This window comes from Affinibrenneria salicis (assembly GCF_008710095.1).
The window spans coordinates 355,157-380,595 of record NZ_VYKJ01000001.1; the positions used below are offsets into that span (position 1 = coordinate 355,157).

At 58.8% G+C, this 25,439-nt stretch carries 25 protein-coding genes and 3 tRNA genes; 10 read left to right on the plus strand and 18 right to left on the minus strand.

Features of this window, described 5'->3' with window-relative positions; translation table 11 throughout:
- Nucleotides 1–22 precede the first annotated feature (22 nt).
- Entirely contained in the window at nucleotides 23–805 is a 783-nt protein-coding gene (gene budA / locus FJU30_RS01530) for an acetolactate decarboxylase (protein ID WP_150433673.1), read from the minus strand.
- Nucleotides 806–922: 117 nt separating this feature from the next.
- On the opposite strand from budA, the gene FJU30_RS01535 reads away from it, so the two are divergent.
- A complete protein-coding gene (locus FJU30_RS01535) occupies nucleotides 923–1,819 on the plus strand; it encodes a LysR family transcriptional regulator (RefSeq protein WP_150433674.1) in 897 nt (298 codons plus the stop codon).
- 92 nt (nucleotides 1,820–1,911) lie between these two features.
- Entirely contained in the window at nucleotides 1,912–2,199 is a 288-nt protein-coding gene (locus FJU30_RS01540) for a DUF1435 family protein (RefSeq protein WP_150433675.1), read from the plus strand.
- A gap of 107 nt (nucleotides 2,200–2,306) precedes the next feature.
- On the opposite strand, the gene FJU30_RS01545 is transcribed toward FJU30_RS01540, so the two are convergent.
- The 4 genes from FJU30_RS01545 to FJU30_RS01560 all read right to left on the minus strand — a co-directional run bounded on the left by FJU30_RS01545 (nucleotide 2,307) and on the right by FJU30_RS01560 (nucleotide 3,646).
- Nucleotides 2,307–2,393: transfer RNA gene (locus tag FJU30_RS01545), tRNA-Leu, on the minus strand.
- A 30-nt stretch (nucleotides 2,394–2,423) separates the two neighbouring features.
- Nucleotides 2,424–2,510: transfer RNA gene (locus FJU30_RS01550), tRNA-Leu, on the minus strand.
- Nucleotides 2,511–2,542: 32 nt separating this feature from the next.
- Nucleotides 2,543–2,629, minus strand: a tRNA-Leu gene (locus FJU30_RS01555).
- A gap of 114 nt (nucleotides 2,630–2,743) precedes the next feature.
- Nucleotides 2,744–3,646 carry a LysR substrate-binding domain-containing protein gene (locus tag FJU30_RS01560; RefSeq protein ID WP_150433676.1) on the minus strand — a complete coding sequence of 301 codons (903 nt, stop codon included), beginning with the start codon at nucleotides 3,644–3,646 and terminating at the stop codon, nucleotides 2,744–2,746.
- Between the two features lie 115 nt (nucleotides 3,647–3,761).
- Here FJU30_RS01560 and FJU30_RS01565 point away from each other — a divergent pair, with 115 nt between their 5' ends.
- Nucleotides 3,762–4,757 carry an aldo/keto reductase gene (locus FJU30_RS01565; RefSeq protein WP_150433677.1) on the plus strand — a complete coding sequence of 332 codons (996 nt, stop codon included), beginning with the start codon at nucleotides 3,762–3,764 and terminating at the stop codon, nucleotides 4,755–4,757.
- A gap of 98 nt (nucleotides 4,758–4,855) precedes the next feature.
- Here FJU30_RS01565 and rsmC read toward each other — a convergent pair whose 3' ends face one another.
- Entirely contained in the window at nucleotides 4,856–5,890 is a 1,035-nt protein-coding gene (rsmC, locus tag FJU30_RS01570; RefSeq protein ID WP_150433678.1) for a 16S rRNA (guanine(1207)-N(2))-methyltransferase RsmC, read from the minus strand.
- A 244-nt stretch (nucleotides 5,891–6,134) separates the two neighbouring features.
- Here rsmC and FJU30_RS01575 point away from each other — a divergent pair, with 244 nt between their 5' ends.
- The 3 genes from FJU30_RS01575 (at nucleotide 6,135) to FJU30_RS01585 (ending at nucleotide 8,784) form a co-directional block, all read left to right on the plus strand.
- Complete coding sequence (locus FJU30_RS01575; RefSeq protein WP_150433679.1) at nucleotides 6,135–6,575, plus strand: DNA polymerase III subunit psi; 441 nt, start codon at nucleotides 6,135–6,137, stop codon at nucleotides 6,573–6,575.
- Complete coding sequence (rimI, locus tag FJU30_RS01580) at nucleotides 6,520–6,963, plus strand: ribosomal protein S18-alanine N-acetyltransferase (RefSeq protein WP_150433680.1); 444 nt, start codon at nucleotides 6,520–6,522, stop codon at nucleotides 6,961–6,963. The genes FJU30_RS01575 and rimI overlap by 56 nt, the downstream gene beginning before the upstream one ends.
- 414 nt (nucleotides 6,964–7,377) lie before the next feature.
- The gene (locus FJU30_RS01585) at nucleotides 7,378–8,784 is read left to right on the plus strand and encodes a sugar porter family MFS transporter (RefSeq protein ID WP_150433681.1); all 1,407 of its coding nucleotides are present in this window, start codon (nucleotides 7,378–7,380) and stop codon (nucleotides 8,782–8,784) included.
- 116 nt (nucleotides 8,785–8,900) lie between these two features.
- Here FJU30_RS01585 and ggt read toward each other — a convergent pair whose 3' ends face one another.
- Genes ggt through FJU30_RS01630 form a run of 9 tightly spaced genes read right to left on the minus strand, consistent with a single transcriptional unit; the run spans nucleotide 8,901 to nucleotide 17,449 of the window.
- A complete protein-coding gene (gene ggt / locus FJU30_RS01590) occupies nucleotides 8,901–10,523 on the minus strand; it encodes a gamma-glutamyltransferase (RefSeq protein WP_150433682.1) in 1,623 nt (540 codons plus the stop codon).
- Complete coding sequence (locus FJU30_RS01595; protein ID WP_150433683.1) at nucleotides 10,520–12,043, minus strand: class I adenylate-forming enzyme family protein; 1,524 nt, start codon at nucleotides 12,041–12,043, stop codon at nucleotides 10,520–10,522. Before FJU30_RS01595 ends, ggt begins: the two co-directional genes overlap by 4 nt.
- A complete protein-coding gene (locus FJU30_RS01600; RefSeq protein WP_150433684.1) occupies nucleotides 12,036–12,806 on the minus strand; it encodes a VOC family protein in 771 nt (256 codons plus the stop codon). The genes FJU30_RS01595 and FJU30_RS01600 overlap by 8 nt, the downstream gene beginning before the upstream one ends.
- The gene (locus tag FJU30_RS01605) at nucleotides 12,803–13,213 is read right to left on the minus strand and encodes a PaaI family thioesterase (RefSeq protein WP_150433685.1); all 411 of its coding nucleotides are present in this window, start codon (nucleotides 13,211–13,213) and stop codon (nucleotides 12,803–12,805) included. Before FJU30_RS01605 ends, FJU30_RS01600 begins: the two co-directional genes overlap by 4 nt.
- A 14-nt stretch (nucleotides 13,214–13,227) precedes the next feature.
- The gene (locus FJU30_RS01610) at nucleotides 13,228–14,232 is read right to left on the minus strand and encodes a zinc-binding dehydrogenase (protein WP_150433686.1); all 1,005 of its coding nucleotides are present in this window, start codon (nucleotides 14,230–14,232) and stop codon (nucleotides 13,228–13,230) included.
- 16 nt (nucleotides 14,233–14,248) lie between these two features.
- Nucleotides 14,249–15,226 (minus strand): ABC transporter substrate-binding protein, encoded by a 978-nt coding sequence (locus FJU30_RS01615; RefSeq protein ID WP_150433687.1) that lies wholly within the window; start codon nucleotides 15,224–15,226, stop codon nucleotides 14,249–14,251.
- Nucleotides 15,227–15,250: 24 nt separating this feature from the next.
- Nucleotides 15,251–16,018: an ABC transporter permease gene (locus tag FJU30_RS01620; protein ID WP_191091516.1), complete on the minus strand. Its 768-nt coding sequence runs from the start codon at nucleotides 16,016–16,018 to the stop codon at nucleotides 15,251–15,253.
- 1 nt (nucleotide 16,019) lies between these two features.
- Nucleotides 16,020–16,754: an ABC transporter ATP-binding protein gene (locus FJU30_RS01625; protein ID WP_150433689.1), complete on the minus strand. Its 735-nt coding sequence runs from the start codon at nucleotides 16,752–16,754 to the stop codon at nucleotides 16,020–16,022.
- On the minus strand, nucleotides 16,751–17,449 hold the full coding sequence (locus FJU30_RS01630) for a GntR family transcriptional regulator (RefSeq protein ID WP_150433690.1): 699 nt from the start codon (nucleotides 17,447–17,449) through the stop codon (nucleotides 16,751–16,753). Before FJU30_RS01630 ends, FJU30_RS01625 begins: the two co-directional genes overlap by 4 nt.
- A 636-nt stretch (nucleotides 17,450–18,085) precedes the next feature.
- On the opposite strand from FJU30_RS01630, the gene FJU30_RS01635 reads away from it, so the two are divergent.
- From FJU30_RS01635 to FJU30_RS01650, 4 genes are read left to right on the plus strand one after another with little or no spacing between them, the layout of a single operon-like run.
- Complete coding sequence (locus FJU30_RS01635; protein WP_150433691.1) at nucleotides 18,086–19,150, plus strand: ABC transporter substrate-binding protein; 1,065 nt, start codon at nucleotides 18,086–18,088, stop codon at nucleotides 19,148–19,150.
- Nucleotides 19,147–20,454, plus strand: coding sequence for an acyl-CoA thioester hydrolase/BAAT C-terminal domain-containing protein (locus FJU30_RS01640; RefSeq protein ID WP_150433692.1), 1,308 nt, complete (start codon nucleotides 19,147–19,149; stop codon nucleotides 20,452–20,454). Before FJU30_RS01635 ends, FJU30_RS01640 begins: the two co-directional genes overlap by 4 nt.
- The gene (locus tag FJU30_RS01645) at nucleotides 20,451–21,209 is read left to right on the plus strand and encodes an ABC transporter ATP-binding protein (protein ID WP_150433693.1); all 759 of its coding nucleotides are present in this window, start codon (nucleotides 20,451–20,453) and stop codon (nucleotides 21,207–21,209) included. Before FJU30_RS01640 ends, FJU30_RS01645 begins: the two co-directional genes overlap by 4 nt.
- On the plus strand, nucleotides 21,202–21,978 hold the full coding sequence (locus tag FJU30_RS01650; RefSeq protein WP_150433694.1) for an ABC transporter permease: 777 nt from the start codon (nucleotides 21,202–21,204) through the stop codon (nucleotides 21,976–21,978). The genes FJU30_RS01645 and FJU30_RS01650 overlap by 8 nt, the downstream gene beginning before the upstream one ends.
- An 18-nt stretch (nucleotides 21,979–21,996) precedes the next feature.
- Here FJU30_RS01650 and deoD read toward each other — a convergent pair whose 3' ends face one another.
- The 3 genes from deoD to deoA form a co-directional block, all read right to left on the minus strand.
- A complete protein-coding gene (gene deoD / locus FJU30_RS01655; RefSeq protein ID WP_150433695.1) occupies nucleotides 21,997–22,728 on the minus strand; it encodes a purine-nucleoside phosphorylase in 732 nt (243 codons plus the stop codon).
- 65 nt (nucleotides 22,729–22,793) lie between these two features.
- Complete coding sequence (gene deoB / locus FJU30_RS01660) at nucleotides 22,794–24,017, minus strand: phosphopentomutase (RefSeq protein WP_150433696.1); 1,224 nt, start codon at nucleotides 24,015–24,017, stop codon at nucleotides 22,794–22,796.
- A gap of 64 nt (nucleotides 24,018–24,081) precedes the next feature.
- Entirely contained in the window at nucleotides 24,082–25,413 is a 1,332-nt protein-coding gene (deoA, locus tag FJU30_RS01665; RefSeq protein WP_150433697.1) for a thymidine phosphorylase, read from the minus strand.
- Nucleotides 25,414–25,439 lie beyond the last annotated feature (26 nt).

Sequence of the window (25,439 nt, forward strand, 5' to 3'; positions counted from 1 at the left end):
GGCTGTCGGTGATCTCTGGCTATTAACTTTCAGCCGAACGGATGATGCTGCTGAGGTTGTCGGGAGACAGATTGGCGCTGAGAAAATCACTGTCCTGCGGCAAATCGATAATCAGTTTGGCGATAACGCCAAAGGTCACCTTGCCTTCTTCAAGCTGGTAATCCAGAACGTGTCCACCGCCGGTGCGATCGTCGGTGATAAAATGTTCGTGGTAACCAGCAACATTAATACCCTGGGTATAAGCCGGGCTGCGGAAGCCGATAATGGCGCCGTCGCGATGTTCAAAATGGAACGTGGGCTGCTCGGCTATCGCTTCCAGCATGGGTTTATACGGGCGTTCCTGACGAGGAACCGTGCGGGTTTCCACATAGCCGAACTTGCCGTCAATACGCAACGCGCAAAACAAGTTGTCGGTGCCGACGATTTCATCAATCTTCTTGTGAATACTGGCGCGATCGGTCTGGCGCTCAAACAAAATTTCCTCCGTGGGACGGAAGAACGTCATCACCGCAAACGGCGTCTTTTGCTCGGGATGAGCGGCCCGGGCGCTGCCGTCGCCGCGCAGCTGGAAAATTTTGCTGTTCATGGCGACCAGTTCGCCATCTAAATCATTAAAAGTCCCGATCCCGAAATCGCCGTGTTTCAGCAAGTCGGCCATGGTTGTTGGACCTTCATAAACGCCGCTGATCAACCCGCTCATCAGCGAGGTTTGATAAATGACACTTTCCGCATCCTGTTCCTGCTGATCTTTGACCAGTTTTATGATTTCATCGACGCATGAGTTCGTATGAAGATGTTCACACATACTGACTACCTCCGGGACATCTCAAACATAAAGTTTATTAATATGTAGCTATTAGATTGACGCCAGAAGCAGTGAAGTTCCAATATAGAAAGGTCGCGACTTTGAGATCAAAAAAATATGGAACTACGTTATCTGCGCTACTTCATTGCGGTAGCTTCGGCCCGGCACTTCACGCGAGCGGCGGAAAACCTGGGTATATCTCAGCCGCCGCTCAGCCAGCAAATTCAGAAGCTGGAGCGGGAGATCGGCACGCCGCTGTTCAGACGGCTCACGCGCGGCGTGGAAATGACGGCGGCTGGCGAGGTTTTGTATCAGGATGCCAGCCAGATCCTGCAACTTATCGACACGGCGGTCGACAGAGCGCGCAGCATCGCGCGCGGCGAGAGCGGCAATCTTAACGTCGGTTTCTCCTGCTCGGCGTCCTTTCATCCCGCGGTATTGAAACTGCTGCACGCCTACCGGCAGCGTTATCCTCATGTTACTTTACGGCCGCAGGAGGAGAATATGCCCGTGCTGATGTCCGGCCTGCACAACCAGAGTCTGGATGTGGCGTTCGTCCGGCTGCCGTGCAGCGCCAGCCGTGAGTTCAACAGTGAGATACTGGTCGAGGAATCGATGCAGCTGGTTATTCCCGCCGGCCACCCTTTACAACGGAAACAAAGCATTCATCTGAGCGAACTGCAGCAAGAGCCGCTGATCATTTTCCCGCGGGAAGTCAGCCCCGGTCTGTATGACATGATCATGCTTTCCTGCTATGAAGCCGGTTATGAACCGATCATGAGTCAGCAGGCACCGCAGATGACCTCGGCCATCGGTATGGTTTCAGCCGGCTTTGGCATTACCATCATCCCGCGCTCGCTGCATTTCATTCAGCCGGGCAACCTGACCTACCACGATATCGAAAACAATCAGCTGACGACGCAAATCGCGCTGATCTGGCGCAAGCATGAGCACTCGGCTGTGATCATGAACATGATCCATATGATGCGTAATATGCTGAAATCAGAAGAGTAATCCCTCCGCAACAACACCGCGCGGCGATAAGGTGGCAATTGCGCCAGTTTCTTATATGATATTGGTTATCATTATCATACGGACGAACAACGATGTTTGCTGCCATTATTGCCGCCTGTGGTCGGACGGAACGGGGCTGGCGGCTGAGAAAACGTCTTTCCAGCGCCTGGAGCGGGCTATTGCTGCCCTGCGCCGCTCTGCCGCTGCTGCTGCTGTTTGAGCCCAGTCTGACGCAACTGAAGGGGATTATCCTGCTGGCCATGCTGAGCACGCTGTTTATGCTGTGTCGCCGCCGATTACGTCCTTATTTACTGCTGCCGTCCTGCATCGCGCTGGTCTGCGGGCTGGCGGCGGTTGTCGCCACTCTCGGCGCCGGCTGAAAAACGCATATTCGGCGAGCAGAAACATTAACAATACTAATCAAAAAGAAAAATCGGCATTAAAACAGGGTATAAGTATAAGGAAGAGAACAAGAGGAAAAACGATGTGGTGCGAAGAGAGGGACTTGAACCCTCACGCCCGTTAAGGCACTAACACCTGAAGCTAGCGCGTCTACCAATTCCGCCACCTTCGCACAGGGTATGAATAATTTGTATCACCAGCGTGGTGCGAAGAGAGGGACTTGAACCCTCACGTCCGTTAAGACACTAACACCTGAAGCTAGCGCGTCTACCAATTCCGCCACCTTCGCAGTATGCCGTGCGATACAAATAATGTGGTTGTTGGTGCGAAGAGAGGGACTTGAACCCTCACGCCCGTTAAGGCACTAACACCTGAAGCTAGCGCGTCTACCAATTCCGCCACCTTCGCTTACCAGTAACATTAGCGATGTAATGTAACCACGGAGGCGAATTCTAGAGATTTTCCCGCTAAGGTCAATGATTATTTCCTTTCTGCGTGGGGGTTTGCTGTAAAAATCGTCAGTTAGCGTATCGGCGACTGGTCAAGGCAGGTCTGCAGCCAGTCAATCACCAGCCGAATACGCGGCGCCAGGAAGCGGCCCGGCGGATACATAATATAGAGGGGCATCGGCGGCGGCGGCGTTTGCGGCAGCATTTCCACCAGCTCTCCGCGCGCCAGTAATGAACGCAACGTGTAACAGGGCGCCTGGATCAGCCCCAGCCCGGCCCGGGCGGCGGCGATATAGGCGTCCGCCCCGTTGACTTCGACCCGCGCGGGCAGCATACGGAAAACCACCTGTTCTTGCTGCATAAACTCCAGCGGATACAGCCGCAGGCTGCGCAGAGAAAAATACCCCACCATCTGGTGCCCGTTCAGTTCCGCCAGCGACGCCGGCCGGCCAAAGGCGGCGCAATAGTCCGGCGCGGCGCAGGTCACCTGCGGCAGCGACGCCAGCGGCCTGGCGACCAGCGAATCGTCGTCCATTCGCCAGGCGCGCAACACGCAGTCCACCCCTTCACGCTGCATATTGATTGTCGAATCGTTGGCGCTCAGCACCAGCGTCATCTGCGGATAGCGCCGATAGAACGCCGGCAGAGCCGGGATCACCACCTCGCGCGCCAGCGAATGCGGCATATCGATGCGCACCCGGCCGCTCGGCTGCTGACGCTGGCGCGAGAACATGCTGTCCGTCTCATCCATTTCGGCCAGCAACTGCACGCAGCGCTGGTGGTACAGCCGTCCCTCGTCGGTGATGCGCACCTGACGCGTGGTGCGCTCGAACAGGCGCACGCCCAGACGCAGTTCGAGTCGCTTCAGCGTCTGGCTTACCGTGGCGCGCGGGATCGCCAGACTTTCAGCCGCACGGCTAAAACTTTCGCTCTCCGCCATGCGGACAAAAACCCGCATCGCCTGTATCTGATCCATAACGTCGGCCCATTGTTTATTTTTTACAAACAGTGTTGCACAAAATGCGTGATTTATCTTTATCCAATAAACAACCAGACTCTATGCTCTTCCATCCATTTTGGAGATCACTCAGATGAAACAACGTACGCTAGGGCCGCAGGGGCCCCGGGTTTCCGCCCTCGGGCTGGGCTGCATGGGAATGAGCGACTTCTATTCCACCGCAATGGATGAACAGGAAGCCGTCGCCACCCTGCATCGGGCGCTGGAGCTGGGCATTACCCTGCTGGACACCGCCGATATGTACGGCCCCTATACCAATGAACAACTGCTGGGCAGCGCGCTCCGCGGCAAACGCGATCGGGTCTTTCTGGCCACAAAATTCGGCATTGTGCGCGATCCGCACAACGCTCAGGAACGCGGCGTATGCGGCAAACCGGAATATGTGCGTCGCGCGGTGGAAGGCAGTCTGCAGCGGCTCGGGGTGGAAACCATCGATCTGTACTATCAGCACCGTCTCGATCCCACGGTGCCGATCGAGGATACCGTCGGCGCGATGGCCGAGCTGGTCAAGGAGGGAAAGGTCCGCTATCTGGGCCTGAGCGAAGTGTCCGCCGGCACGCTGGAACGAGCGCATCGCGTGCATCCGATAACCGCCCTGCAAAGCGAATACTCGCTGTGGACGCGGGACGTGGAAGCGCACATTCTGCCGGCCTGTAAACGGCTGGGCATCGCGTTCGTGCCCTACAGCCCGCTGGGGCGCGGCTTTTTAACCGGGGCCATCCGCCAGTTGCAGTCGCTGTCCGCCGATGATTTCCGCCGCAACAACCCGCGCTTCAGCGACGAGAACTTCGCCAAAAACCTGACGCTGCTCGACAGCATAGAGCGAATGGCGCAGAAAAAACACATCACGCCGTCCCAGCTTGCGCTGGCCTGGGTGCTGGCGCAGGGCGAGCATGTCGTGCCGATCCCCGGCACTAAGCGGCGTCGCTACCTGGAGGAAAATGTGGCGGCGCCAGACGTAAGCCTGTCGGCGGCCGAACTGGCTGAACTGGATGCGCTGTTTCCGCCGCAGGCCGCCGCCGGCGACCGCTACGGTCAGGAAGGCATGGCGATCATCAATAACGACTGACGATAGAGGCTCCGGGCGGCAAAGGGGCGCCTGCGGCGGCACGGCGCCGTTTGGGATGCCCCCGGAGCGGCGGCGAGCCGCCGCCCTCGCCCGCTACCCTACGCGCGTTTTTTCGCGGCGCGCGCCAGCACCGCCTTATACACCCGGAAGCGGCCGGTTTGCGCCAGCACCTCGTGGCTGCCGAACGTATCGTCCAGCAACGCTGGATAAGGCAGGAAGGCATTGGCTACGATGCGCAACTGACCGCCGATATTCAGGTGCGCCGCCGCGCCGCGAATCAACATCTCGGCCGCCTGCAGGCTGGTCTGCAGGCCGTCATGGAACGGCGGATTGGAAATAATAAGATCGAAGCGACCGCCGATATCGGAATAGACATTGCTGGCGATCACCTCGCCCTCCAGCTGATTCAGCGCCAGCGTCGCCCGACTGGCTTCCAGCGCCGCCGCGTTGACGTCGCTGAGCGTCAGACGGATCTTCGGCGAACGGTGGGCGAAGGCCGCGGCCAGCACGCCGGCGCCGCAGGCGATATCCAGTACCTTGCCCTTACTGTGCGCTTCCAGCGTAGACAGCAGCAACTGGCTGCCGTTATCCAGCCCGTCGCGGCTGAAAACGCCCGGCAGCGTAAGAACCGGCACCCCGTCCACATCGTATTCCTGCCACCAGTCATCGAGCGTAAAGCCCGACGACTTATCCAGCCGGCCGTGATACAGACCGCAACGCCGCGCGCTGTCGATCTTATTCAGGCTGGCGAACTCCGCCAGCAGTGTTTCCGCGCTGCGCACGCCGCTGCGATTTTCGCCGATCACGAAGATCTCGCAGCCCACCGGCAGCAGCGATAGCAGGTTGAACAGCTGGAACTGCGCCTCCTGCTTGCTCTTCGGCCAGTAATAAATCAGGGTATCGCAGCCGGCCACCGTATCGGCGTCCGCCAGCAGGGCGAACTGCGCCCTGTCGCCCATCGCGCGCTGCAGTTGCTGCCAGTGGTGGTATTGCATAGTGTGCGCCCGGACCTCCGCCGCCTCGAAACTGGCGGGCAGGGTATCCTGCAAATCGCCGGCGAACAGGACCCGGCGGGCGGAAAATTCATCGCTATGGCGCAGTATAACTTCACTGGCGGGGGTAAATGCGGACATCTGACTAAAGCTCCCTCGTTATCTGAGCGGCGATTATATACTCTAAGTAATTCGAGTTGCAGGACAAAACGTTATCGTTTTGAACAACGTGTTGGCCCCTGACGGGCGAAGCGTATGAGTACGCCTCGCCGCGCGGCACATAGAGCGGTAAATTCGCCGGGAGCGGAATCGCGCTTTGTTGGCGCATATACGATGGGTTTGCTAGCATAGCGCGGCACCGGAGAATCTCCTGACAGGATTAGGCATGGCATCATCAAGACGCGACTGGCTGTTACAACAGCTGGGCATCACGCAGTGGACGTTGCGCCGCCCGGCGGTGCTGCAAGGGGAAGTGGCGATCAGTTTGCCCGACCAGGTGCGGCTGGTGATTATCGCCAACGCGCCGCCGGCCGACGACGATCCTCTGCTGGGCGATGTACTGCGCAGCCTGGCGCTGACGCCGCGGCAGGTATACAGTCTGACGCCTCAGCAGGCGGTGATGCTGCCGGAGAACACCCGCTGCCATTGCTGGCTGATGGGCGTCGATGACCCCATTAGGCTGAACGGCGGCCGGCTTACCAGCCCGGCGCTGGCCGAACTCTATAACAATGCCGGCGCCCGACGCGCGCTCTGGCAGCAGATATGTGAACATGAAAACGATTTCTATCCTGACGCCCGACGACCTGCCCCAGGCGCTGCGTATTGAGCAAGCCAGTCACCGCTTTCCGTGGACGGAAAAAACGCTGTACAGCAATCAGGGCGAACGCTACTTCAACCTGAAGCTGGCGGTGCGGGATGAACTGGCGGCGTTTGCCATCACTCAACGGGTGCTGGACGAGGCCACGCTGTTTAATCTGGCCGTCCATCCATCGCATCAGCGCAAGGGTTACGGACGCCAGTTGCTCGAACACCTGATCGCCGAACTGGAACAGCGCGACATCCTGACGCTGTGGCTGGAAGTGCGCGCCTCGAATCAACCGGCGCTGGCTCTGTATCAGCAACTGGGCTTCAACGAAGTGTCGCTGCGGCGCAACTATTACCCGGCGGAACAGGGCCGGGAAGATGCGGTAATTATGGCGCTGCCGCTGGGCTAAGCCGCAGGCGGCGGTATTCTCGCGCCGCTCAGCCGCCGCGACAGGCCGACTGACGCAAGGCGCCCCTATACGCCGGCCGATAACCCAGGCGCCACTAGACAAACGTTCTCCGCTTGTCGTTTGTAATGTGACTGTAATCGATTACAAAATTTGTAATCAAATATAAAGCTGACAATAAGCACCACAAGAAGATACTCACCTCCATCTGATTCAGAAAAAATTATTATCAATATAAAACAGCACATTAAAATAAAAACACAATGCTCTAAGCGCAAACCAGACAACAAAACAAAATGTAACCTCATTAATATCGATTGTAATCGATTACATTTAATGTGATCTGGCGCACGGTCAATACGATTACGGACTCCTACCCTGAATTTTTCTTCGTGAAGTCAGTAGTCCGGAGACTGTATGAATATTACCGCTAGCGCGCCGTCAGCTCAGCCGCGCACGTCCAACGTCAGGCTCACCTTTTTCGTCTGTTTTCTCGCCGCGTTAGCCGGCCTGCTGTTTGGTCTGGATATCGGGGTGATCGCCGGCGCGCTGCCGTTTATTACCGCGTCCTTTAACATCACCACTTCGCAGCAGGAGTGGGTCGTCAGCGCCATGATGTTCGGCGCGGCGGTGGGCGCCGTCGGCAGCGGCTGGATGAATTTCCGTCTGGGCCGGAAATACAGCCTGATGGTCGGCGCGATTTTATTCGTGGCCGGCTCTCTGCTTTCGGCGTGTTCCGCCAATGTGGAGATGCTGATTGCCTCCCGCGTCATTCTCGGTCTGGCCGTCGGGATCGCCTCCTACACCGCGCCGATCTATCTGTCTGAAATTGCGCCGGAAAACATTCGAGGCAGCATGATCTCGATGTATCAGCTGATGATTACCATCGGCATTCTGGCCGCCTATCTGTCCGATACCGCGCTCAGCTACAGCGGCGCGTGGCGCTGGATGCTGGGCGTCATCACTCTGCCGGCCGCGCTGTTGCTGATCGGCGTATTCTTCCTGCCGGACAGCCCGCGCTGGCTGGCGTCGCGCAACCGTCATGAACAGGCGCGTCAGGTACTGGAAAAACTGCGCGACACCAGCGAACAGGCGCACCGCGAGCTTGATGAAATCCGGGAAAGTCTGAAACTGAAGCAGAGCGGCTGGGCGCTGTTCAAAAATAACGGCAACTTCCGCCGCGCGGTGTTCCTCGGCATTCTGCTGCAGGTGATGCAGCAGTTCACCGGCATGAACGTCATCATGTACTACGCGCCGAAAATCTTCGGCCTGGCGGGCTTCGCCAGCACCGAACAACAGATGTGGGGCACCGTAATCGTCGGGCTGGTCAACGTGATGGCCACCTTTATCGCCATCGGTCTGGTCGACCGCTGGGGCCGTAAACCGACGCTGATTCTCGGCTTCGTGGTGATGGCGGCCGGCATGGGTATCCTGGGCACCATGCTGAATAGCGGCATCAGCACGGAGGCCGGGCAGTACATGGCGATCATTATGCTGATGCTGTTCATCATCGGTTTCGCCATGAGCGCCGGCCCGCTGATTTGGGTGCTGTGCTCGGAGATCCAGCCGCTGAAAGGGCGCGATTTCGGCATCACCTGCTCCACCGCCACCAACTGGATCGCCAACATGATCGTCGGCGCCACCTTTCTCACCATGCTGAATTCGCTCGGCAGCGCCCACACCTTCTGGGTCTATGCGGCGCTGAACCTGCTGTTCGTCTTTATCACGCTGGCGCTGATCCCGGAAACCAAAAACGTCTCGCTGGAGCACATCGAACGGAATCTGATGTCTGGCAAGGCGCTGCGCAACATCGGCGCCCGCTAACCTCCCTTCGTCAACCGATGCGCCGCGCCCGCGGCGCTATCGAACCACGTTCCGTTATCCACAGGCTTACGAGAAAAACAGGCCCTTAGCGAAAGGATAAAGGCATGTCGTTAACATCAAAACCCCACGGCCTGCCCGTCCCGTCGGCTGTCACTGGCGGCGACATAGCCGTGATTGAGGTCGTCTGACAGTCGCCAGATAAATTGCCCTGCACCAAAGTCCATGTAAGGGTCGTCAACGCTTTTTAGTTGATGGCCGCGGGATTGCAGTTGCTGCACGACCGCCGGGTCAAAACGGCTTTCCAGATCAAGGGTAAAATCCCGGTTAACTTTCCAGCGAGGGGCGTCGCAGGCAGCCTGCGGCTGCTGATGAAAATCCAGCATTCTGACGAGGGTTTGCACATGCCCCTGGGGTTGCATATCGCCCCCCATGACGCCAAAGCTCATCTGCGGCTGTCCATTTCTGGTAAGGAAAGCCGGAATAATGGTGTGGAAGGGACGTTTGCCCGGCGCTACCACATTGGCGGATTTTGGATCACTGGAAAATCCCGCTCCCCGGTTTTGCAGGCTGATGCCATACTCCGGCACCACCACGCCCGAACCAAAGCCCATATAGTTGGACTGAATAAATGACACCATCATGCCATTTTCATCGGCGGTGGTCAGATAAACGGTGCCGCCGCTGCGAGGTATTCCCGCCGCCGGCAGGCTGGCGCGCGTCAGGTCGATTTGCGCGGCGCGCTGCTGCAGGTAGTTATTGTCCAGCATCTGCTGCGGCGTGATTTCCATCGACGCCGGATCAGCCACGTAGCGGTACACATCGGCGAAGGCCAGTTTCATCGCTTCGATTTGCAGATGCTGGACATCCACGCCATCCAGCGCCAGGCCGGCGAGGTCAAACCGCTCCAGAATCCCCAGGGCAATCAGCGCCGCAATGCCCTGCCCGTTAGGGGGAATTTCATGGACCTCATAACCGCGATAGCGCTGGCTTATCGGCGTTACCCATTCAGGCTGATATGCCTGTAAATCCTGTAAGGTCAGGCTGCCGCCGGTCTGCTGCGACCAGTTCACGATGGATTCGGCAATCTCGCCTTCATAAAACGCGCGCGCGCCCTGGTCGGCCAACAGACGCAGGGTTTTCGCGGCGGCCGGGAAACGAAATAACTCGCCGGTTTGCGGCGCCCGTCCGCCAGGCATAAAGGCATCGGCAAAGCCGGGTTGTTGCGCAAGAATCGGTACGGCGGCCTGCCATTTCCGCGCCACCATCGGCGCCAGTGCGACGCCGCGCTCTGCGATCCCGATGGCGCTGTGCATCAGACGGGAAAAGGGCAGTTTACCAAAACGGCGATGCAGCGCTTCCCAACCGGCCACCGCGCCAGGCACGGTAACGGCATCCCAGCCGCGTTCCGGGCGTTTCGCCAGTCCCTGCGCATCGTTGCCGTAGCGACGACGAAAATAATTCACATCCCAGGCGCCCGGCGCAGGGCCGGACGCATTCAGCCCGTGCAGTTGTCCACCGGCCCAGACCAGCGCAAAGGCATCGCTTCCCAGTCCGTTTGATACCGGCTCCACCACCGTCAGCGTGGCGGCGGCGGCGATAGCGGCATCCACCGCGTTGCCGCCTTCCAGTAAGATGCGGTTGCCCGCCTGAGCCGCCAGCGGATGCGAAGTGGAGACGATGTTATGGGCGAACACCGGCGTGCGCGGCGTAAGATACGGGTTATGCCAGTTAAAGCTCATGGTCTTTCCCCTTGTTGTACACGTTGTTCTGCCGATATCTGTAAGGCCCGGCGATCCACTTTATTGGTGCCCGCCAGCGGGAAGTGGTCGGTAAGCCAGATATGGCGTGGATGTAAATAAGCCGGCCCCTGTTGCAGCGCCCAGTTTTTCAGCGCCTGTGGGTCGAGGGACTCTCCGGCGCGGGGGATCACCCAGGCGACGGGTTTCTGGCCTTTGATGTCATCCGCGACCGGCACGACACAGGCCTGCTGAACCTGCGGGTGGCTTTCCAGCAGCTTTTCGACCTCACCCGGCCAGATATTTTCTCCGCCGCAGACGAACATATCGTCATGGCGGCCGATGAACCAGAAGAACCCTTGTTCGTCGCGGCGAAACACGTCGCCGGTAATGTAGTAACCGTCATCAGTAAAGGGCGCGGGAACATCCGGTCGCTGGTGATAGCCATGCATTAACGCCGGACTTTTCATCTCCAGCACGCCTTCATCCGCCAGCGCACCGTCAGCGCCGCGCAGCCGCACGCTGACGGCGGGATGGGGATAGCCGGGCGAACCGGCCGGCGTGGTCAGCCCTTGCGGGTGCGGCGCAAAGACCACCGGCCCGGCTTCTGTGGTGCCATAGGCGTTAATGATGCGCGCCTGCGGCAGCCAGCGGCGTAATGACCGATACAGGCTGTCACTCACCGGCGCTGATCCCATACGAATCACCCGCACGCAGGAGAGATCGCTTTCCGCCAGCAGATCTTTTTCCTGCAGCATCATGGCCAGCATCGGCGGCACGGCGGTGAGCCAGCTACAGCGGTAGTGGTTCACCGCCTGGAGATAAGCGCGTGCGGCGAATTGCGGCAGCAATACGGTGGTCACCTGACTTGCCAGCGTCAACAGCGCCAGCGCCAGCGCGTTCATATGGTAGAAAGGCGCGGCGATGAGCACCCGTTCGCCCGTCAGTTCCCGGGTGGACAGGCGAGTCGCCACCACCCAGCGGTGGCTGGCATGGGTCAGACGCACGCCTTTGGGCATCCCGGTGGAACCAGAGGTGTAGAGCATCAGCGCCAGGTCATCGGCCCCCGGAGCAAAACAGATCGCTTCCCCTTGCCGCTGCAGCGCGTCCAGCTCCGCGCCAAAACTTAGCCGGGGAAGGTCACCGCTGATACGGGTAAGCTGATCCTCATCGCCCAGCAGCAGTCGGCTGCCGCTGTCCGCCAGAATGCGTTCAATCGTGTGCGTCGGGAAACGAAAGTTGATCGGCACCGCCACCAGACCGGCACGCATAATGCCCAGCAGGCTGGCAATATAGTCAATCGAGTTACGCGCTAAGATCGCCACGCGCGTCCCGCCAGACCAGCCGAATTGCCGCAGGCCGAGGCAAATGGCGTCAGCCTGGTGATTTAATTGCCGAAAGGTGATTTCCTTCTGTGCGCCATCGGCCAGCGGGGTGATAAAGGCCGTCTGGTCACTGTGACGCAGGGCGGCGCTGAAGGCGCCGAGGTTGTCAGGTAAAGTTAATGACCGGGTATCAGGCATCGTTAAACTCCAGCACCAGCGCCAATGCGGGGATAGCCACGCGCAGGTATCCGTCTTGTTGTTTCAGCGGTAAATGAAACCGCTCTGCCGCGGCGACGACAGAGACGGTGTCGCCGCCGCCAATACGGATACAGGCAAACCGACTTTCGCGATCATCTGCAAGTGGCAATAAATCGCCGTATTGCGCCTGCCATTGCGCAAGGCTAACCACCTGTAGCAACGCCGTGTCGCCCAGTCGCGCATACTGTTTACCGGTTTCATCCGCATCACGCGCCACCACGGTTAACGCCTGAATACAGCCAGGCTGCAGCCACTCGTCACGCCACACCCATTGCGGCGTATGATGCTGACAGAAGTACACCCGGCCGGCGCTGAAGCTGCCCGGCGCCAGGCGCACGGTACTGAAACGGGCTTCGCCTTTTTCTCCGCCGCTGTTCACCTCGCGAGAGAAGCGCTGCACCGGCTGTACGCTAAACCCCGCGGTACGCAGGGTGGTTGCCGTAGATTCCGCGTTGTCGCTGGCAAACACCAGTCCGTCAATACCCGGCGGGTTAGCCAACAGTTCCCGACGTAAAGGCTCGCCCCGTTCTGGCAGGCCAATCAGCTCCAGGTAGTGGTCAGCGAACATGATCAAATGGTTGATCGAGCCGAGGCTGTGATAACCCCTGGGCGTTAACACGAACCCCAGCGCCCGAAACAGTTGCGCGCTGTTATCCAGTTCAAAGTGGCTGTTGATCACCAGATGATCCAGTTTCAGGATCATGCCGCCCCCTGTTCCGCCGGAGTCGCGTACAGGCCACGTCCGCTGGCCACCAGACGCCCTTCGGCGTCATAGATCCAGGCCTCGGCGCTGGAGGCCAGTTTGCCGCGTTTAATCACTTTCGCTTTAACCGTCAGATCGCCGCGCGCCGGGCGGTGGTAATCCACATGCAGGTTCAGGGTGGGCACCCCCCTGCCGGTCCAGGCGACCAGCGCCCAGTCTGCGGCCAGATCAATCAGCGTAGCGAGAATACCGCCGTGGATATAGCCGCCTGCCGGGTTAACCACGAATTCATCCCGAAAGGGCACCTGCAGGGTAATTTCGCCTTCGCCGGCCTGCCCGACTTTCAGCCCCAGCCACTGGTGATAGGGGCCTTTAAGCAGTTTTTGTTCGATGTCCTGTGCGTTCATTTCTTGCTCCTGAATCAGGGGGTGACGATCACTTTGCCCAGCACTTCACGGTCACGAATCAGCCGTAACCCTTCTGCCGCCTGTTCCAGCGGCAGCACCCGGTCGATCAGCGGCGTGATTTGTCCTGCGGCGACCATATCCAGCAGTACCGCCAGGTTATCCTGGTAAAAACTGTTGGATCCTTTGATGTTCAGCTCAAAACTCCAGACGTAACGCAAATCTTCCTGCGGGTCATAACCGGCGGTGGCGCCGCACACTAGCAGAGTGCCGCCACGCTTCAGACATTTCAGCGACGGGCGCCACGTGTCTCCGCCCGTAAAGTTGATCACGACATCCACACCGCCGTCATAGGTCCGGCGCTGGGGTTTGCCGTATTTGTCAATCGCCCAGCGAGAGAAGTCCTGCCGGCGGTAATTGACCACGTGGTCGGCCCCTATCGCCTGGAGCGCCGCCGCTTTTTCGTCACTGCCTGCGCAGGCAACCACTTCCGCGCCGAGGTGCTTCGCCAGCACCACGCATGCGGTGCCGACGCCCCCACTGGCGCCGAGGATCAGCACCTTGTCGCCAGCCTTAATGGTGTTATGGGTGATTAACATGCGGTGAGCGGTGCCGTAAGCCACCGGCAGCGCGGCAGCCTGCTCAAACGTCACGCCATCCGGCACAGCAATAAGCTGGCGCGCGTCCGCCAGCGCATATTCCGCCATGCCGCCGTCGGTCATTTCCCCCATCAGACCGACACCCGGTTTCAGTGGGTTAACCAGCACCCGGTCGCCGATATTCCAGCCCGTCACGCCTTCGCCAATTCTGTCGATGGTACCAGCCAGATCCAGCCCCGGCACTACCGGCAGAGGAACTTTGATGCCCGGCATTCCCTGTACGGTGAAGACATCGTGATAGTTAAACGAGGATGCCCGGACGCGCACCACCACATGCCCGGCCTGCGTCTGAGGCATGGCTTTGTTTTCATCAATCTGTAACTGCTCAAGGTCACCATGTTGTAGTAATACCAGCGCTTTCATCGTGTTGCTCTCCGGGTTATTTCAGTTCTTTCGCGGCAAGATAAGGGCGCGGGTCGAACAGGTCATCATTCAGCCCGCCTTTGATGGAACCGCTGCTTAACAGCACTGCGTGTTCACGTTTTAGGGTGTCGATATCGGCTTTTTCAAAGGACATCTGGTTCATGCGATCCCACAGGCTGACGTAGGCTCGCGCCTGGTCTTCCGGCAGGCTGGCCTTCGTCTGGAGGATCTTTACCACTTCATCCGGGTTGGCCCGGCCCCAGTCGAGGGTATCGCGCAGGGCGGCGATGACTTTAGCGACGGTTTCCGGCTGTTGGGTGATCAGTTCATTGCGCACGGTGCCGACACCGATATAAGGCAGAGCGTCACTGTGCGTCAGTTTTTTCCACTCATCGGCAAAGGTGCTGATAACGCGCAATTTCAGCTCCGGCAACTGTCTGACCGTCAGAGTACGCAGGGCGGCGGCATCAATCTGATTCTGCGCGAGGAACTGCGCCAGGCGCGATTCGTTCCCGCCGATCAGAGAAAATTCATTCGCGGCAATGCCGGCGTTTTCCTGCAACAGCGTGCTACCAATTACCGCTACGGAAGAGCCCGCCGGCGACATGCCCACTTTTTTACCTTTCAGTTGTGACAGTTCAGTAATGGGAGAACCTTCCGGCACGACGAACGCCACATCGGCGGGCTGGGTGGCGGCGAAGATTTTTACCGGCACCCCTTCGGCAGCTACACTGAACACACCCGCCACCGGTGCGCCAAAGGCCAGATCAATGGAGCCGGATGCCAGCGCTTTCAGCGGTGCATTCACATCCGGGAAGTGGACGAACTCGGCATCGACGCCGCGTTTTTTCAGGAAATCCTGACTTTCCAGCACCGCGCCGTATCCCAGGCTGACGCCGGACGTCCAGTAACCGATACGCACTTTGCCGTCGGCAAAGCTGAATGGCGGCAGCAGCCCCGCCAGCAAGGTGAAAAGAACAAGCAGTTTTTTCATGTATTACCCCTGAATGAATAAGCGTTATGCACGTTTTTTCCAGCGAAACAGGCGACGTTCCAGCGGTTTGAGCAGACCGCCTTCCAGCAGCAACATCAGTGAGACGAGCAACAAGGTCCAGGCAAATACCTGACTGGTCTGCACCAGATCACCCGCCTGGCGCAGGCGATAGCCAATGCCATCGGATGATCCCAGCGTTTCCGCCACCAGCGACACTCGCCAGCCGAAGCCAAAGGCCAGGCGAGCACCAGAAAAGAAGTACGGCAGAATGGTGGGTAAATAGATTTTGCGCAGCGTCTGCCAGCGGTTCATACGGAAGCTGCGTGCCAGTTCGACATACTGCGCGTCCACGTTTTGCGCGCCCTGCCAGACATTGGTGAGGATCAGCGGCATCGCCGTCATAAACACGACGAAGATGGTGGTGGCATCAGAAATGCCGAACCAGATAATGGCGAAGATGGCCCAGATTGCCGACGATACGGTGTTAAACACCGCCAGCAGCGGTTCAAAAAAAAGCGCCACCCGCTGGCTGGCGCCCAGCGCCAGACCGAACAGGGTGCCGACCAACGCCGCCAGCACGAAGCCCGATACCACGCGGCTGAACGTGGCGCCGATGTCGTGCAGCAGCGATTCACTCTGCCACAGCACCAGCAGCGCCTGCCAGGTGGCGGCCGGGCCGGGCAAGACAAATGCCGGAAGATGTTGTGAACCCTGCCACCAGGCAATCAGAAACACGGCCAGCAGGATCAGCCGTTGTAATAACAGGTTAAAGGTGCGTGAAAGGTGTTTCATCTCATACCTCAAGACGTAACAGGCGAATCTGTTCATTCACCTCAGGAGCCGTGGCGATGCGTGGGCGCGGCAGGTTCAGCGCGGTTTGCCGGTGGATGCGTCCCGGATGGGGTTTCAGCACCACGACCCGATCCGCCAGCACCACCGCCTCTTCCACATCGTGCGTCACCAGCAATACGGTCATCCCCGTCAGCTGCTGAATACGCAGCAACTCGTCGTGCATGGCGCTGCGGGTTTGCGGATCGAGGCGTGAGAAGGGTTCATCCATCAACAGGATTTGTGGCTGCACCACCAGGCTGCGAGCCAGCGCCACGCGACTGCGCATCCCGCCGGATAACTGATGCGGCCAGTGCCGGACGAAGTCGGACAGGCCGACCAGCGCCAGAGCGTCGTCCACGCGCTGGCGACGCTCCCGTTTAGCGAGGGCGCTGTTTTCCAGGCCAAAGTGTACGTTTTGCCCAACGGTACGCCACGGCAGCAGGCGATCTTCCTGAAACAGGTAGGCGATACGCTGCCAGTGCTGAAAGTGTTTTGCCGGCGTTCCCTGAATGGCAATGTCGCCGTTGTCTGCCGGTAACAGGCCGGAAATCAGATTTAACAACGTGCTTTTACCGCCCCCGGATGCGCCCAGCAGCGCCACGATTTCCCCTTGCTGAATGGTCAGAGAAATATTTGTCAGCACGTTTTGGTTGGCAAAGGATTTACTGACGTCACGCAATTCAATGGCCACGCTCATTCAAATATCTCCCGTGGCAATACCGGTAATAACGTGCCTTCTTTACTCAGGGTGGCGTAGATTTTTTCCAGCGTCATTGTCTGAAACGTTTCAATATGGCGGCGGGCAATAAACTCCACCCGTTTCGCATCCCCTTCAATAAATGCGTCAATCATGGCGTTATGATCGTGTTTAATTTCAGGTTTAATACGTTGCACGTTAAATCCCAGCGCCACCAGTCGCGCCATTTCATCCATTAATCCGGACAGCGTGCGAATTAAATGGCCGTTACCGGTGGCTTCGGCAATGGTTAAATGGAAACGTTTATTGGCATTCATAAACACATCAATGCGCGTAGACAGCGGGGCCGCGACTTCCACCCGGCACTGGGCTTCTAAATCTTTCAACAGTTCAATATCCACTTTGCCGACCGCCAGGCGCGCCGCCAGCGGCTCCAGTGCGGCGCGCAGGGTAAAGATTTCCTCCACGTCCTGCACCGTCACCGGCGCGATGCGATAGCCCTTGCGTGGGCGTGAAATCACCAGTTTGTCATGACTCAGGCGCGTCAGCGCCAGCCGGATGGTGCTTTTCCCGGACTGGTAGCGATCCATCAGTTCAGATTCCGTCACCAGCGATCCCGGCAGCAGGCGGCAGGTCAGAATATCGCGGCGAATGGTGTAGTAAGCCTGGTTGCTTAAAGATAAAGAATCGCTCACGCCAGCCCTCTCAGTTTATTTCTGTGAGCAGCTCACTGCGTCACATTGAATATCCCAATAAGGTCATTCTGAAACAGTGCCGGAAAGCGATCTAATAATAAAATCAGCAATGCAATGCGATTATTCGCATGTACTGAGCTGCCCAGAAAAGAATGGGAATATTTGCGCATTTAAATAGCCGAAATACTTATGCGCTAAATCATTCGAGTTGCAGGAGACGGCAAGAGAGAGAATCCCGAATCACTGGCTCAAGTCAGTGATTCGGGTGAGCGAGCGTAGCCAACGCACCCGCAACCGGAAGTATGACAAGTAGATAACCAGCGAGAAAGCGCGGTATCAATATGCTGCCTTTGGATGTGTCTGACGCGGGTTTACTATACAGGCATATAAGGAAACGCCGACGCAGCAAATAGACGGAGAACGGCAACGTTAAACCGGCATCAGGGTACAACCGGGCTTTAGAGGTCGATATTAGCCATCTGTTTTCGGCTGACGGTAAGGCATAGACGACATAATAAGTCTGAGCATCCCACTTCATCCAGGATATGCACATTATTAGATAAAGTTATTCGTTCTGGTTTCATCACGCCTGCTTTACCCTAGCGGAAAATTTTCTTTATCGACCTGGGAGTATGTATGCGTCTGAAGTTGTTGTTATTGTCCCTCATGTTGGCCGGAGTTTCCCAGGCTCAGGCGCTGGATGACGTGACGGTTGCGCTGGCGATTCCCCCGGCCGTGCACGATGGCGCGCCTTATGCGGCGGCGCAGGAACTGGGGTTATTTAAACAACAGAACCTGTCCGTCAAACTGGTGGTGTTTCAGGGGGCCGGGGCGCTGCTGCCTCAGGTCGCCAGTAAACGAGTCACCTTTGGCTACCCGGTATCGGAACCGGTTATTTCCAGCTACTTTAGCGGTAAAGATCCCCTGCCGCTGCGCTATTTTTACAATGGCACGCCGGCCCAGACCATGGAATACACCGTACTGGCGGATTCTCCGATCAAAACGCTGGCAGATCTGAAAGATAAAAAAATCGGGGTCGGCGCCCTGACATGGGGAACCATCCCGAACAGTCGCGCCGCGCTGCGTGTTGCCGGTCTGGAACCGGGTAAGAACGTGGAATTTGTCGCGGTGGGCGTGCTGGGATCGGGCTTCCAGGCGCTGCGCAGTAAACAGATCGATGCCCTGAACTATAACAGTAGCTGGGGCGATATTTTTGAGCTCACCGGCACCAAAATTCGCCGCATCGCTTACCCGGACGTATTTCAGGAAACCCCGGGCAACGGGTTTATCGCCCATGAGGATACGTTCAAAGACAACCCGGATCTGATCCGCCGTTTTGGCCGTGCGTATACTGAAGCGCAATACGTTTGTGAAGTGAACCCCGAATTTTGCGTGCAAGCCTTCTGGCGTCAGTACCCGGAAAGTAAACCCGCGAATGCGGACGGTAAAGGGCTGAACGATGCCAAAACGCTGCTGACCCGCCGCCTGCAACGCACTCTGTACCGGGAAAACGGCAGCCGCCGCAATCCGGGCGAATATGATTTACCGGTGATTCGGGCGGCCATTGCCGCAATGGCGAAAACCGGTGAATTCCCTTCTGCCGCGGTGCCGGTGGAACGTATTTTCTCTAACGAATTTGTCGCTGCTTTTGATGACTTTGATAAAAATGCGCTGAAAGCTCGGGCGGAGGCGGCAAAATGAGCGCAACGCTGATGGTTGATATTCCTGATGGTCTGATTGATCAGCCGCGCCGTATTCATGCCCGCGGACTGGTTGCCGGCGAGGCCACGCTGACGGCAGACTTTACCCACGCCGATGGCAGTGTCTGGCACAGCCAGGCTACGTTTCTCATTACGGCGGAGGGCGTGCTGGACCCCGACGCCGCTACGCCCGTTGCCGGCGACTGGCGTGAAGCGGAGCCGATGGCGCCGGTATGGGCGCTACGTCTGGTATCGCCGGCGCTGGATCCGGCGTTAAGCGACAGCCTTGACGCGCGCCATATCACCTTGCGTATTCAGGACGCCGGCGGCGCGGTTGCCGGAGCCACGCTGGTTCAACGCCTGTTGGCCCCCGGCGTCACACGGCGGGAAATTCGTGAAAATGGGCTGTCTGGCACGCTGTTTACGCCAGCAGATCATGGTTCTTATCCGCTGGTGATTGTACTGAACGGCTCAGGCGGCGGCACCCCGGAGCAGCGTGCGGCCCTGTTTGCCGCTCATGGCTACCAGGGGCTGGCGCTGGCGTATTTTAAAGCGCCAGGCCGGCCGGATTATATTTCGGAAACGCCACTGGAATATTTCCAGCAGGCACTGGGCTGGGCAACGGAAACCCTGCATCCGAAAAATGACTTTATTGCCGTTGCGGGGCATTCCCGCGGCGGCGAACTGGCCTTGTTGCTGGGCGCAACCTTCCCGGAGCGGATTTCTGCGGTAATTGGCTATGTTCCCAGCGCGGTGATACACGGCACGCTGCGTGCCGGCCGCCCGGATGAGCCACGGGATGCCGCCGCCTGGACCTTGCGCGGTCAGCCACTGCGGAATATCTGGCAGGACAATCCGGCGGCTGACTGGCGCGCCTTTGATCGTCCGCCACAACCCGGTGCGCATATTCGTCAGGCTCCGGCATTTATTGCGGTGGAACGCGATCAGAAAAACCTGACGGCGGCGCGGATCCCGGTGGAGCGGATTAGCGGCCCGGTGCTGCTGATTTCTGGCGCCGATGACGGATTCTGGCCGTCGGTGGACTACTGTGAACGTATTGCTGCCGCACTGGGTGCGCATCAACATCGCTGGTCGGTGGAGCATGTGCGTAACGACGACGCCGGCCATGCGATCGCCTTTCCGTATATCCCGACCACGGAAATTGCCCGAGTGCATCCGGTAGCCGGGGTGGTGATTGATGGGGGCGGAACGCCGGCCGCCAACGCCCGCGCAAACCGACTGAGCTGGCGGCGCGTACTGGCATTCCTGGCGACAGCAACGGCAACGCGTGGAGAACCGGCATGAGCGCCGCGCTGGAACTGCGTGGCGTCGGCCTGACCTATTCGACACGCAGAGGGGCAATCCACGCGCTGGCCGACGTTGATTTACAGGTGGCGAATGGCGAGTTTGTCGCTTTGCTGGGGCCATCCGGCTGCGGCAAATCCACCATTCTCAAACTGGCCGCCGGGTTGATGGCCGCCACTGCCGGACAGGTACAGGTGGCTTCTCAGATCGTCACCGGGCCGGGGCGGCAGACTGGCGTGGTGTTTCAGAAACCGAATCTGCTTCCCTGGAAAACGGTGCTGGAAAATGTGTTGCTGCCCGCCCGCACGCTGGGGCTGCCGGACGCCGCCGCCCGGGCGCGGGCGCGACAGTTGCTCGAACTGGTCGGGCTGGCGGATTTTGCCGGGGATTATCCCTTTGAGCTGTCCGGCGGAATGCAGCAGCGCGTGGGTATCGCGCGGATGCTGTTGCACGATCCCGAACTGCTGCTGATGGATGAACCCTTCGCCGCGCTGGATGCCCTGTCACGGGAAAACCTGATGCTCGAACTTCAGCGTATCTGGGATCAACAACGCAAATCGGTGTTGTTTATTACCCACAGCATTCAGGAAGCGGTGTTTCTGGCGGATCGAGTGTTGGTCATGTCGCCGCGCCCTGGCCGCATTATTGAAGATCTGGCCATTGCGCTTCCCCGGCCGCGGACCCTGGAGACGCTGGCTGACGCGTCATTTATGACGCTGTGCCAGCACTTACGGAGACATTTCACCCATGCGTAGATTGTTGCCCTTATTGTATCCGCTGATAAGCCTGGCCGTACTGGTGCTTATCTGGGATCTGTCTGTTCGGGTATTTTCCGTACCTGATTATCTGCTGCCGCCGCCCGCAGCGGTGTTTGGGGCGCTAAGAACGGGTTTTGCTGACCATAGTCTGTGGCCCCATATCGCCGCCACTTTGGGCGAAACCCTGGCCGGGTATGCCATCGGCAGTGGGCTGGCGATCTTTTTGGGGTTGGCGCTGGCGGAATCCCGGACTTTCGAGCGGTTTGTCTATCCGTTGCTGATTGCACTGCAGGCCACGCCCAAAGTGGCGCTGGGCCCGATTATCCTCGTCTGGTTTGGTTTCGGCATAGCCTCGAAAATTGTGCTGGTTACGCTGGTTTGTTTTTTTCCTTTGTTCGTCAATACCGTTAACGGCATCCGCCGCACCGATGCCGAACTGCTGGATACCTGCCGTGCATTTTCGGCATCCCGCTATTATTTGTTATTTCACGTCAAGCTCCCTTCCGCCGCCGGCGATATTTTTGCCGGACTGCAGATTGGGGTGGCGCTTGCATTAATCGGTGCGGTGGTGGCGGAATTTTTATCTGCGCAGCGCGGTCTGGGGTATCTGATTGCATCAAGCTCCGTGAATATGAGCCTCTCCACCATGTTCGCCGGAGTACTGTTGCTGGCGTTCATCGGGCTGTGCGGCGCTCAGACCGTGCGCTGGTTACAACGCAAAATAGTGTTCTGGGAGGAAAGGTCGGGGAATTCCCCGACCAAATAACCACGTGGGACATTAAATTCAGACTTCGCCCGACTCTTTATCAGCCAGCAGGATCGAATCCAGCGCGATTTCGATCATCTCGTTAAAGGTGGTCTGGCGCTCCTGCGAGGTGGTTTGCTCATTGGTGCGGATGTGATCGGAAACAGTGCAAATGGCCAGCGCCTTCGCGCCGAACTCGGCGGCCACGCCATAAATACCGGCGGCTTCCATTTCCACGCCGAGGATGCCGTACTTTTCCATCACGTCGAACATTTGCGGATCCGGCGTATAGAACAGATCGGCCGAGAACAGATTGCCGACGCGCGCCGCGATGCCGCGCGCTTTCGCCGCCGCCGCCGCATGACGCACCATATCGAAATCGGCGATCGCAGCAAAATCATGATCTTTAAAACGCAGGCGGTTCACTTTCGAGTCGGTGCAGGCGCCCATGCCAATCACCACATCGCGTAATTTAACGTCGCTGCGCACCGCGCCGCAGGAACCGACGCGAATGATTTTTTTCACGCCGAACTCGGTAATCAGCTCTTTGGCATAGATCGAGCAGGAAGGGATACCCATGCCGTGCCCCATCACGGACAGCTTGCGCCCCTGCCAGGTGCCGGTAAAGCCCAGCATGCCGCGCACGTCATTCACCTGACGGACATCCTGCAGGTAGGTGTCCGCAATATATTTGGCGCGCAACGGATCGCCCGGCATCAGTACTACGTCCGCGAAATCACCCATTTCGGCATTAATATGTGGCGTAGCCATGTCAGTTTTCCTTTATCAGTCAACAATCAGGACAGCCTGCGCCGCGCGGCGCAGGCAAATAGGTATTACAGGATAGATTTGCCGTAATCCATCGCCGACAGCCCGAAGTAGCGGGCCACCGTCTGGCCGATATCGGCAAAGGTCGTGCGATGGCCGCGGCCGCCCGGCGTCACTTTCGGTCCGTAGATCAGCACCGGCACGTTCTCACGCGTGTGGTCGGTGCCGGCCCATGTCGGATCGCAGCCGTGATCGGCGGTCAGGATCAGAATATCGTCGCCGCTCACCAACGCCAGCATTTCCGGCAGACGGCGATCGAACAACTCCAGCGCGGCCGCATAGCCCGCTACGTCGCGGCGATGGCCATACGAAGAGTCGAAGTCGACGAAGTTAGTGAAAACGATGCTGTTATCGCCGGCCTGCTTCATTTCCTGCAGCGTGGCGTCATACAGTGCGTCTATGCCGGTCGCTTTCACTTTTTTGGTAATGCCGACCTGGGCGTAGATGTCGGCGATTTTACCGACCGAAATCACCTGGCCCTCTTTCTCTTCCACCAGTTTTTTCAGGATGGTCGGCGACGGCGGTTCAACCGCCAGATCGTGACGGTTGCCGGTGCGTTCGAAGTGACCCGCCTTATCGCCGATAAACGGCCGGGCGATCACGCGGCCGATATTGTAGCCGCCGTTGGTAAGCTCTTCGCGCGCGATCTCGCACAGCTCATACAGCTTATCCAGTCCGAACGTCTGCTCATGGCAGGCGATCTGGAACACCGAATCCGCCGAGGTATAGAAAATCGGCTTACCGGTTTTCATGTGCTCTTCGCCCAGTTGATCTAGGATAACGGTGCCGGACGAGTGGCAGTTGCCGAGGTAGCCGGGCAGCCCGGCGCGCTCGACCAGCGTATCCAGCAGCGCCTGCGGGAAGCTGTTCTCTTCGTCTTTAAAATAGCCCCAGTCAAACAGCACCGGCACGCCGGCGATCTCCCAGTGGCCGGACGGCGTATCTTTGCCGGAAGAGATCTCGCTGGCGTAGCTCCAGGCGCCGATGATCTCGGCCTGCGGATCGAGCCCCGGCGGGAACGATCCGGCAGAAGCCTCCGCCGCCTTGCCCAACCCCAGACGGCTCAGATTAGGCAAACGCAGCGGACCGCTGCGTCCCGTATCGGCCTTGCCGGCGGCGCAGGCCTGCGCGATATGGCCGAGCGTATCCGCGCCGCGATCGCCGAAACGATCGGCATCGGCGCTATAGCCAATGCCGAAAGAATCCATCACCATAATAAATACACGTTTCATTCATGTTCTCCCTGCGTGATGACACGCTGGCTTCGGCGCAATAGCGCGCCGCAATAAATTCAGATTAACCGTGCTCCGCGCCGATGCGGCAATACACCGCAGGCGTTGATTGCGGCGCGTCGTCGCCGACCGCGATCGCAGCGCGCACCGCCTCGGCCGTCCGCTTCCAGTCGGCCTCGCTACCGGCGTGGATCACCGCCAGCGGACGCTGGTCGTCGACCCGTTCGCCAATGCTGGCGACATGATTCAACCCGACGCTATGGTCGATGGCATCGCTGGCCTGGCGCCGTCCTCCGCCGAGCGACACCACCGCCATTCCGAGCGCGCGGGTATCCATCGCCGTCACCACGCCCTCGCGCCCGGCGAATACCGGCTTGCTCAGCATCGCCTGCGGCAGGTGGCGCCGGTAGTTCTCGACAAAGTCGGTCGGACCGCGCTGGGCCGCCACCATCCGGCCGAACACTTCCGCCGCCCGACCGTTGGCCAGCACCGTTTCCAACTGACGCCGCGCTTCCGATGCGCTGTGCGCCAGCCGCCCGGCCAGCAGCATCTCTTCGCATAGCGCCATCGTCACCGCATACAAACGAGGGTTACGATGCTCTCCGGTGAGGAACTGCACCGCCTCGGCCACTTCCAGCGCGTTGCCGGCGCTGGAAGCCAGCACCTGATTCATATCCGTCAACAGCGCGGTAGTCTGACAGCCGGCGTGATTGGCCACCCCGACGATCGCCTGCGCCAGCTGCTCCGACATCGCCTGCGTCGGCATAAACGCCCCGGAGCCCACTTTAACATCCATCACCAGCGCATCCAGTCCCTCAGCCAGCTTTTTCGCCAGGATCGAGGCGGTAATCAGCGGGATCGAATCGACAGTGGCGGTAATATCGCGCGTGGCGTAAAAACGCCGGTCGGCAGGCGCCAGCGACTGAGTCTGCCCGATAATCGCCACGCCGACCTGGCGGATAATTTGCCGAAACGCCTGATCGTCGGGATAAATATTCAGACCCGGAATCGATTCCAGCTTATCCAGCGTGCCGCCGGTATGGCCCAGCCCGCGACCCGAAATCATCGGCACATAGCCGCCGCAGGCGGCGACCATCGGCCCGAGCATCAGCGAGGTGACGTCCCCGACGCCGCCAGTGGAGTGCTTATCCACCAGCGGGCCGTTTAAATTCAGCCCCTGCCAGTTCAGCACCGTACCGGAATCCCGCATCGCCAGCGTGAGCGCCACCCGTTCCTCCAGCGACATATCGTGGAAATAGATGGTCATGGCCAGCGCGGCGATTTGTCCTTCCGACACGCTGTTGTCGCGGATCCCGTTAACGAAGAAGCGAATCTCTTCTTCGCTCAGCGAATGGCCGTCGCGTTTCTTACGAATAATCTCCTGAATCAGTAGCATACGATCTCTCCAGGCCGGCGGACCGG

Coding starts and splice junctions, on each gene's coding strand:
- FJU30_RS01645 (WP_150433693.1), top strand. CDS start 20,451: ATGAGCGCCGCGCTGGAACTGCGTGGCGTCGGCCTGACCTATTCGACA.
- budA (WP_150433673.1), bottom strand. CDS start 805: ATGTGTGAACATCTTCATACGAACTCATGCGTCGATGAAATCATAAAA.
- FJU30_RS01565 (WP_150433677.1), top strand. CDS start 3,762: ATGAAACAACGTACGCTAGGGCCGCAGGGGCCCCGGGTTTCCGCCCTC.
- deoD (WP_150433695.1), bottom strand. CDS start 22,728: ATGGCTACGCCACATATTAATGCCGAAATGGGTGATTTCGCGGACGTA.
- FJU30_RS01560 (WP_150433676.1), bottom strand. CDS start 3,646: ATGGATCAGATACAGGCGATGCGGGTTTTTGTCCGCATGGCGGAGAGC.
- FJU30_RS01620 (WP_191091516.1), bottom strand. CDS start 16,018: ATGAAACACCTTTCACGCACCTTTAACCTGTTATTACAACGGCTGATC.
- rsmC (WP_150433678.1), bottom strand. CDS start 5,890: ATGTCCGCATTTACCCCCGCCAGTGAAGTTATACTGCGCCATAGCGAT.
- deoB (WP_150433696.1), bottom strand. CDS start 24,017: ATGAAACGTGTATTTATTATGGTGATGGATTCTTTCGGCATTGGCTAT.
- deoA (WP_150433697.1), bottom strand. CDS start 25,413: ATGCTACTGATTCAGGAGATTATTCGTAAGAAACGCGACGGCCATTCG.
- FJU30_RS01650 (WP_150433694.1), top strand. CDS start 21,202: ATGCGTAGATTGTTGCCCTTATTGTATCCGCTGATAAGCCTGGCCGTA.
- FJU30_RS01575 (WP_150433679.1), top strand. CDS start 6,135: ATGGCATCATCAAGACGCGACTGGCTGTTACAACAGCTGGGCATCACG.
- FJU30_RS01585 (WP_150433681.1), top strand. CDS start 7,378: ATGAATATTACCGCTAGCGCGCCGTCAGCTCAGCCGCGCACGTCCAAC.
- FJU30_RS01610 (WP_150433686.1), bottom strand. CDS start 14,232: ATGAAAGCGCTGGTATTACTACAACATGGTGACCTTGAGCAGTTACAG.
- FJU30_RS01540 (WP_150433675.1), top strand. CDS start 1,912: ATGTTTGCTGCCATTATTGCCGCCTGTGGTCGGACGGAACGGGGCTGG.
- FJU30_RS01535 (WP_150433674.1), top strand. CDS start 923: ATGGAACTACGTTATCTGCGCTACTTCATTGCGGTAGCTTCGGCCCGG.
- FJU30_RS01600 (WP_150433684.1), bottom strand. CDS start 12,806: ATGATCCTGAAACTGGATCATCTGGTGATCAACAGCCACTTTGAACTG.
- FJU30_RS01605 (WP_150433685.1), bottom strand. CDS start 13,213: ATGAACGCACAGGACATCGAACAAAAACTGCTTAAAGGCCCCTATCAC.
- FJU30_RS01595 (WP_150433683.1), bottom strand. CDS start 12,043: ATGCCTGATACCCGGTCATTAACTTTACCTGACAACCTCGGCGCCTTC.
- ggt (WP_150433682.1), bottom strand. CDS start 10,523: ATGAGCTTTAACTGGCATAACCCGTATCTTACGCCGCGCACGCCGGTG.
- FJU30_RS01640 (WP_150433692.1), top strand. CDS start 19,147: ATGAGCGCAACGCTGATGGTTGATATTCCTGATGGTCTGATTGATCAG.
- FJU30_RS01615 (WP_150433687.1), bottom strand. CDS start 15,226: ATGAAAAAACTGCTTGTTCTTTTCACCTTGCTGGCGGGGCTGCTGCCG.
- FJU30_RS01635 (WP_150433691.1), top strand. CDS start 18,086: ATGCGTCTGAAGTTGTTGTTATTGTCCCTCATGTTGGCCGGAGTTTCC.
- rimI (WP_150433680.1), top strand. CDS start 6,520: ATGAAAACGATTTCTATCCTGACGCCCGACGACCTGCCCCAGGCGCTG.
- FJU30_RS01625 (WP_150433689.1), bottom strand. CDS start 16,754: ATGAGCGTGGCCATTGAATTGCGTGACGTCAGTAAATCCTTTGCCAAC.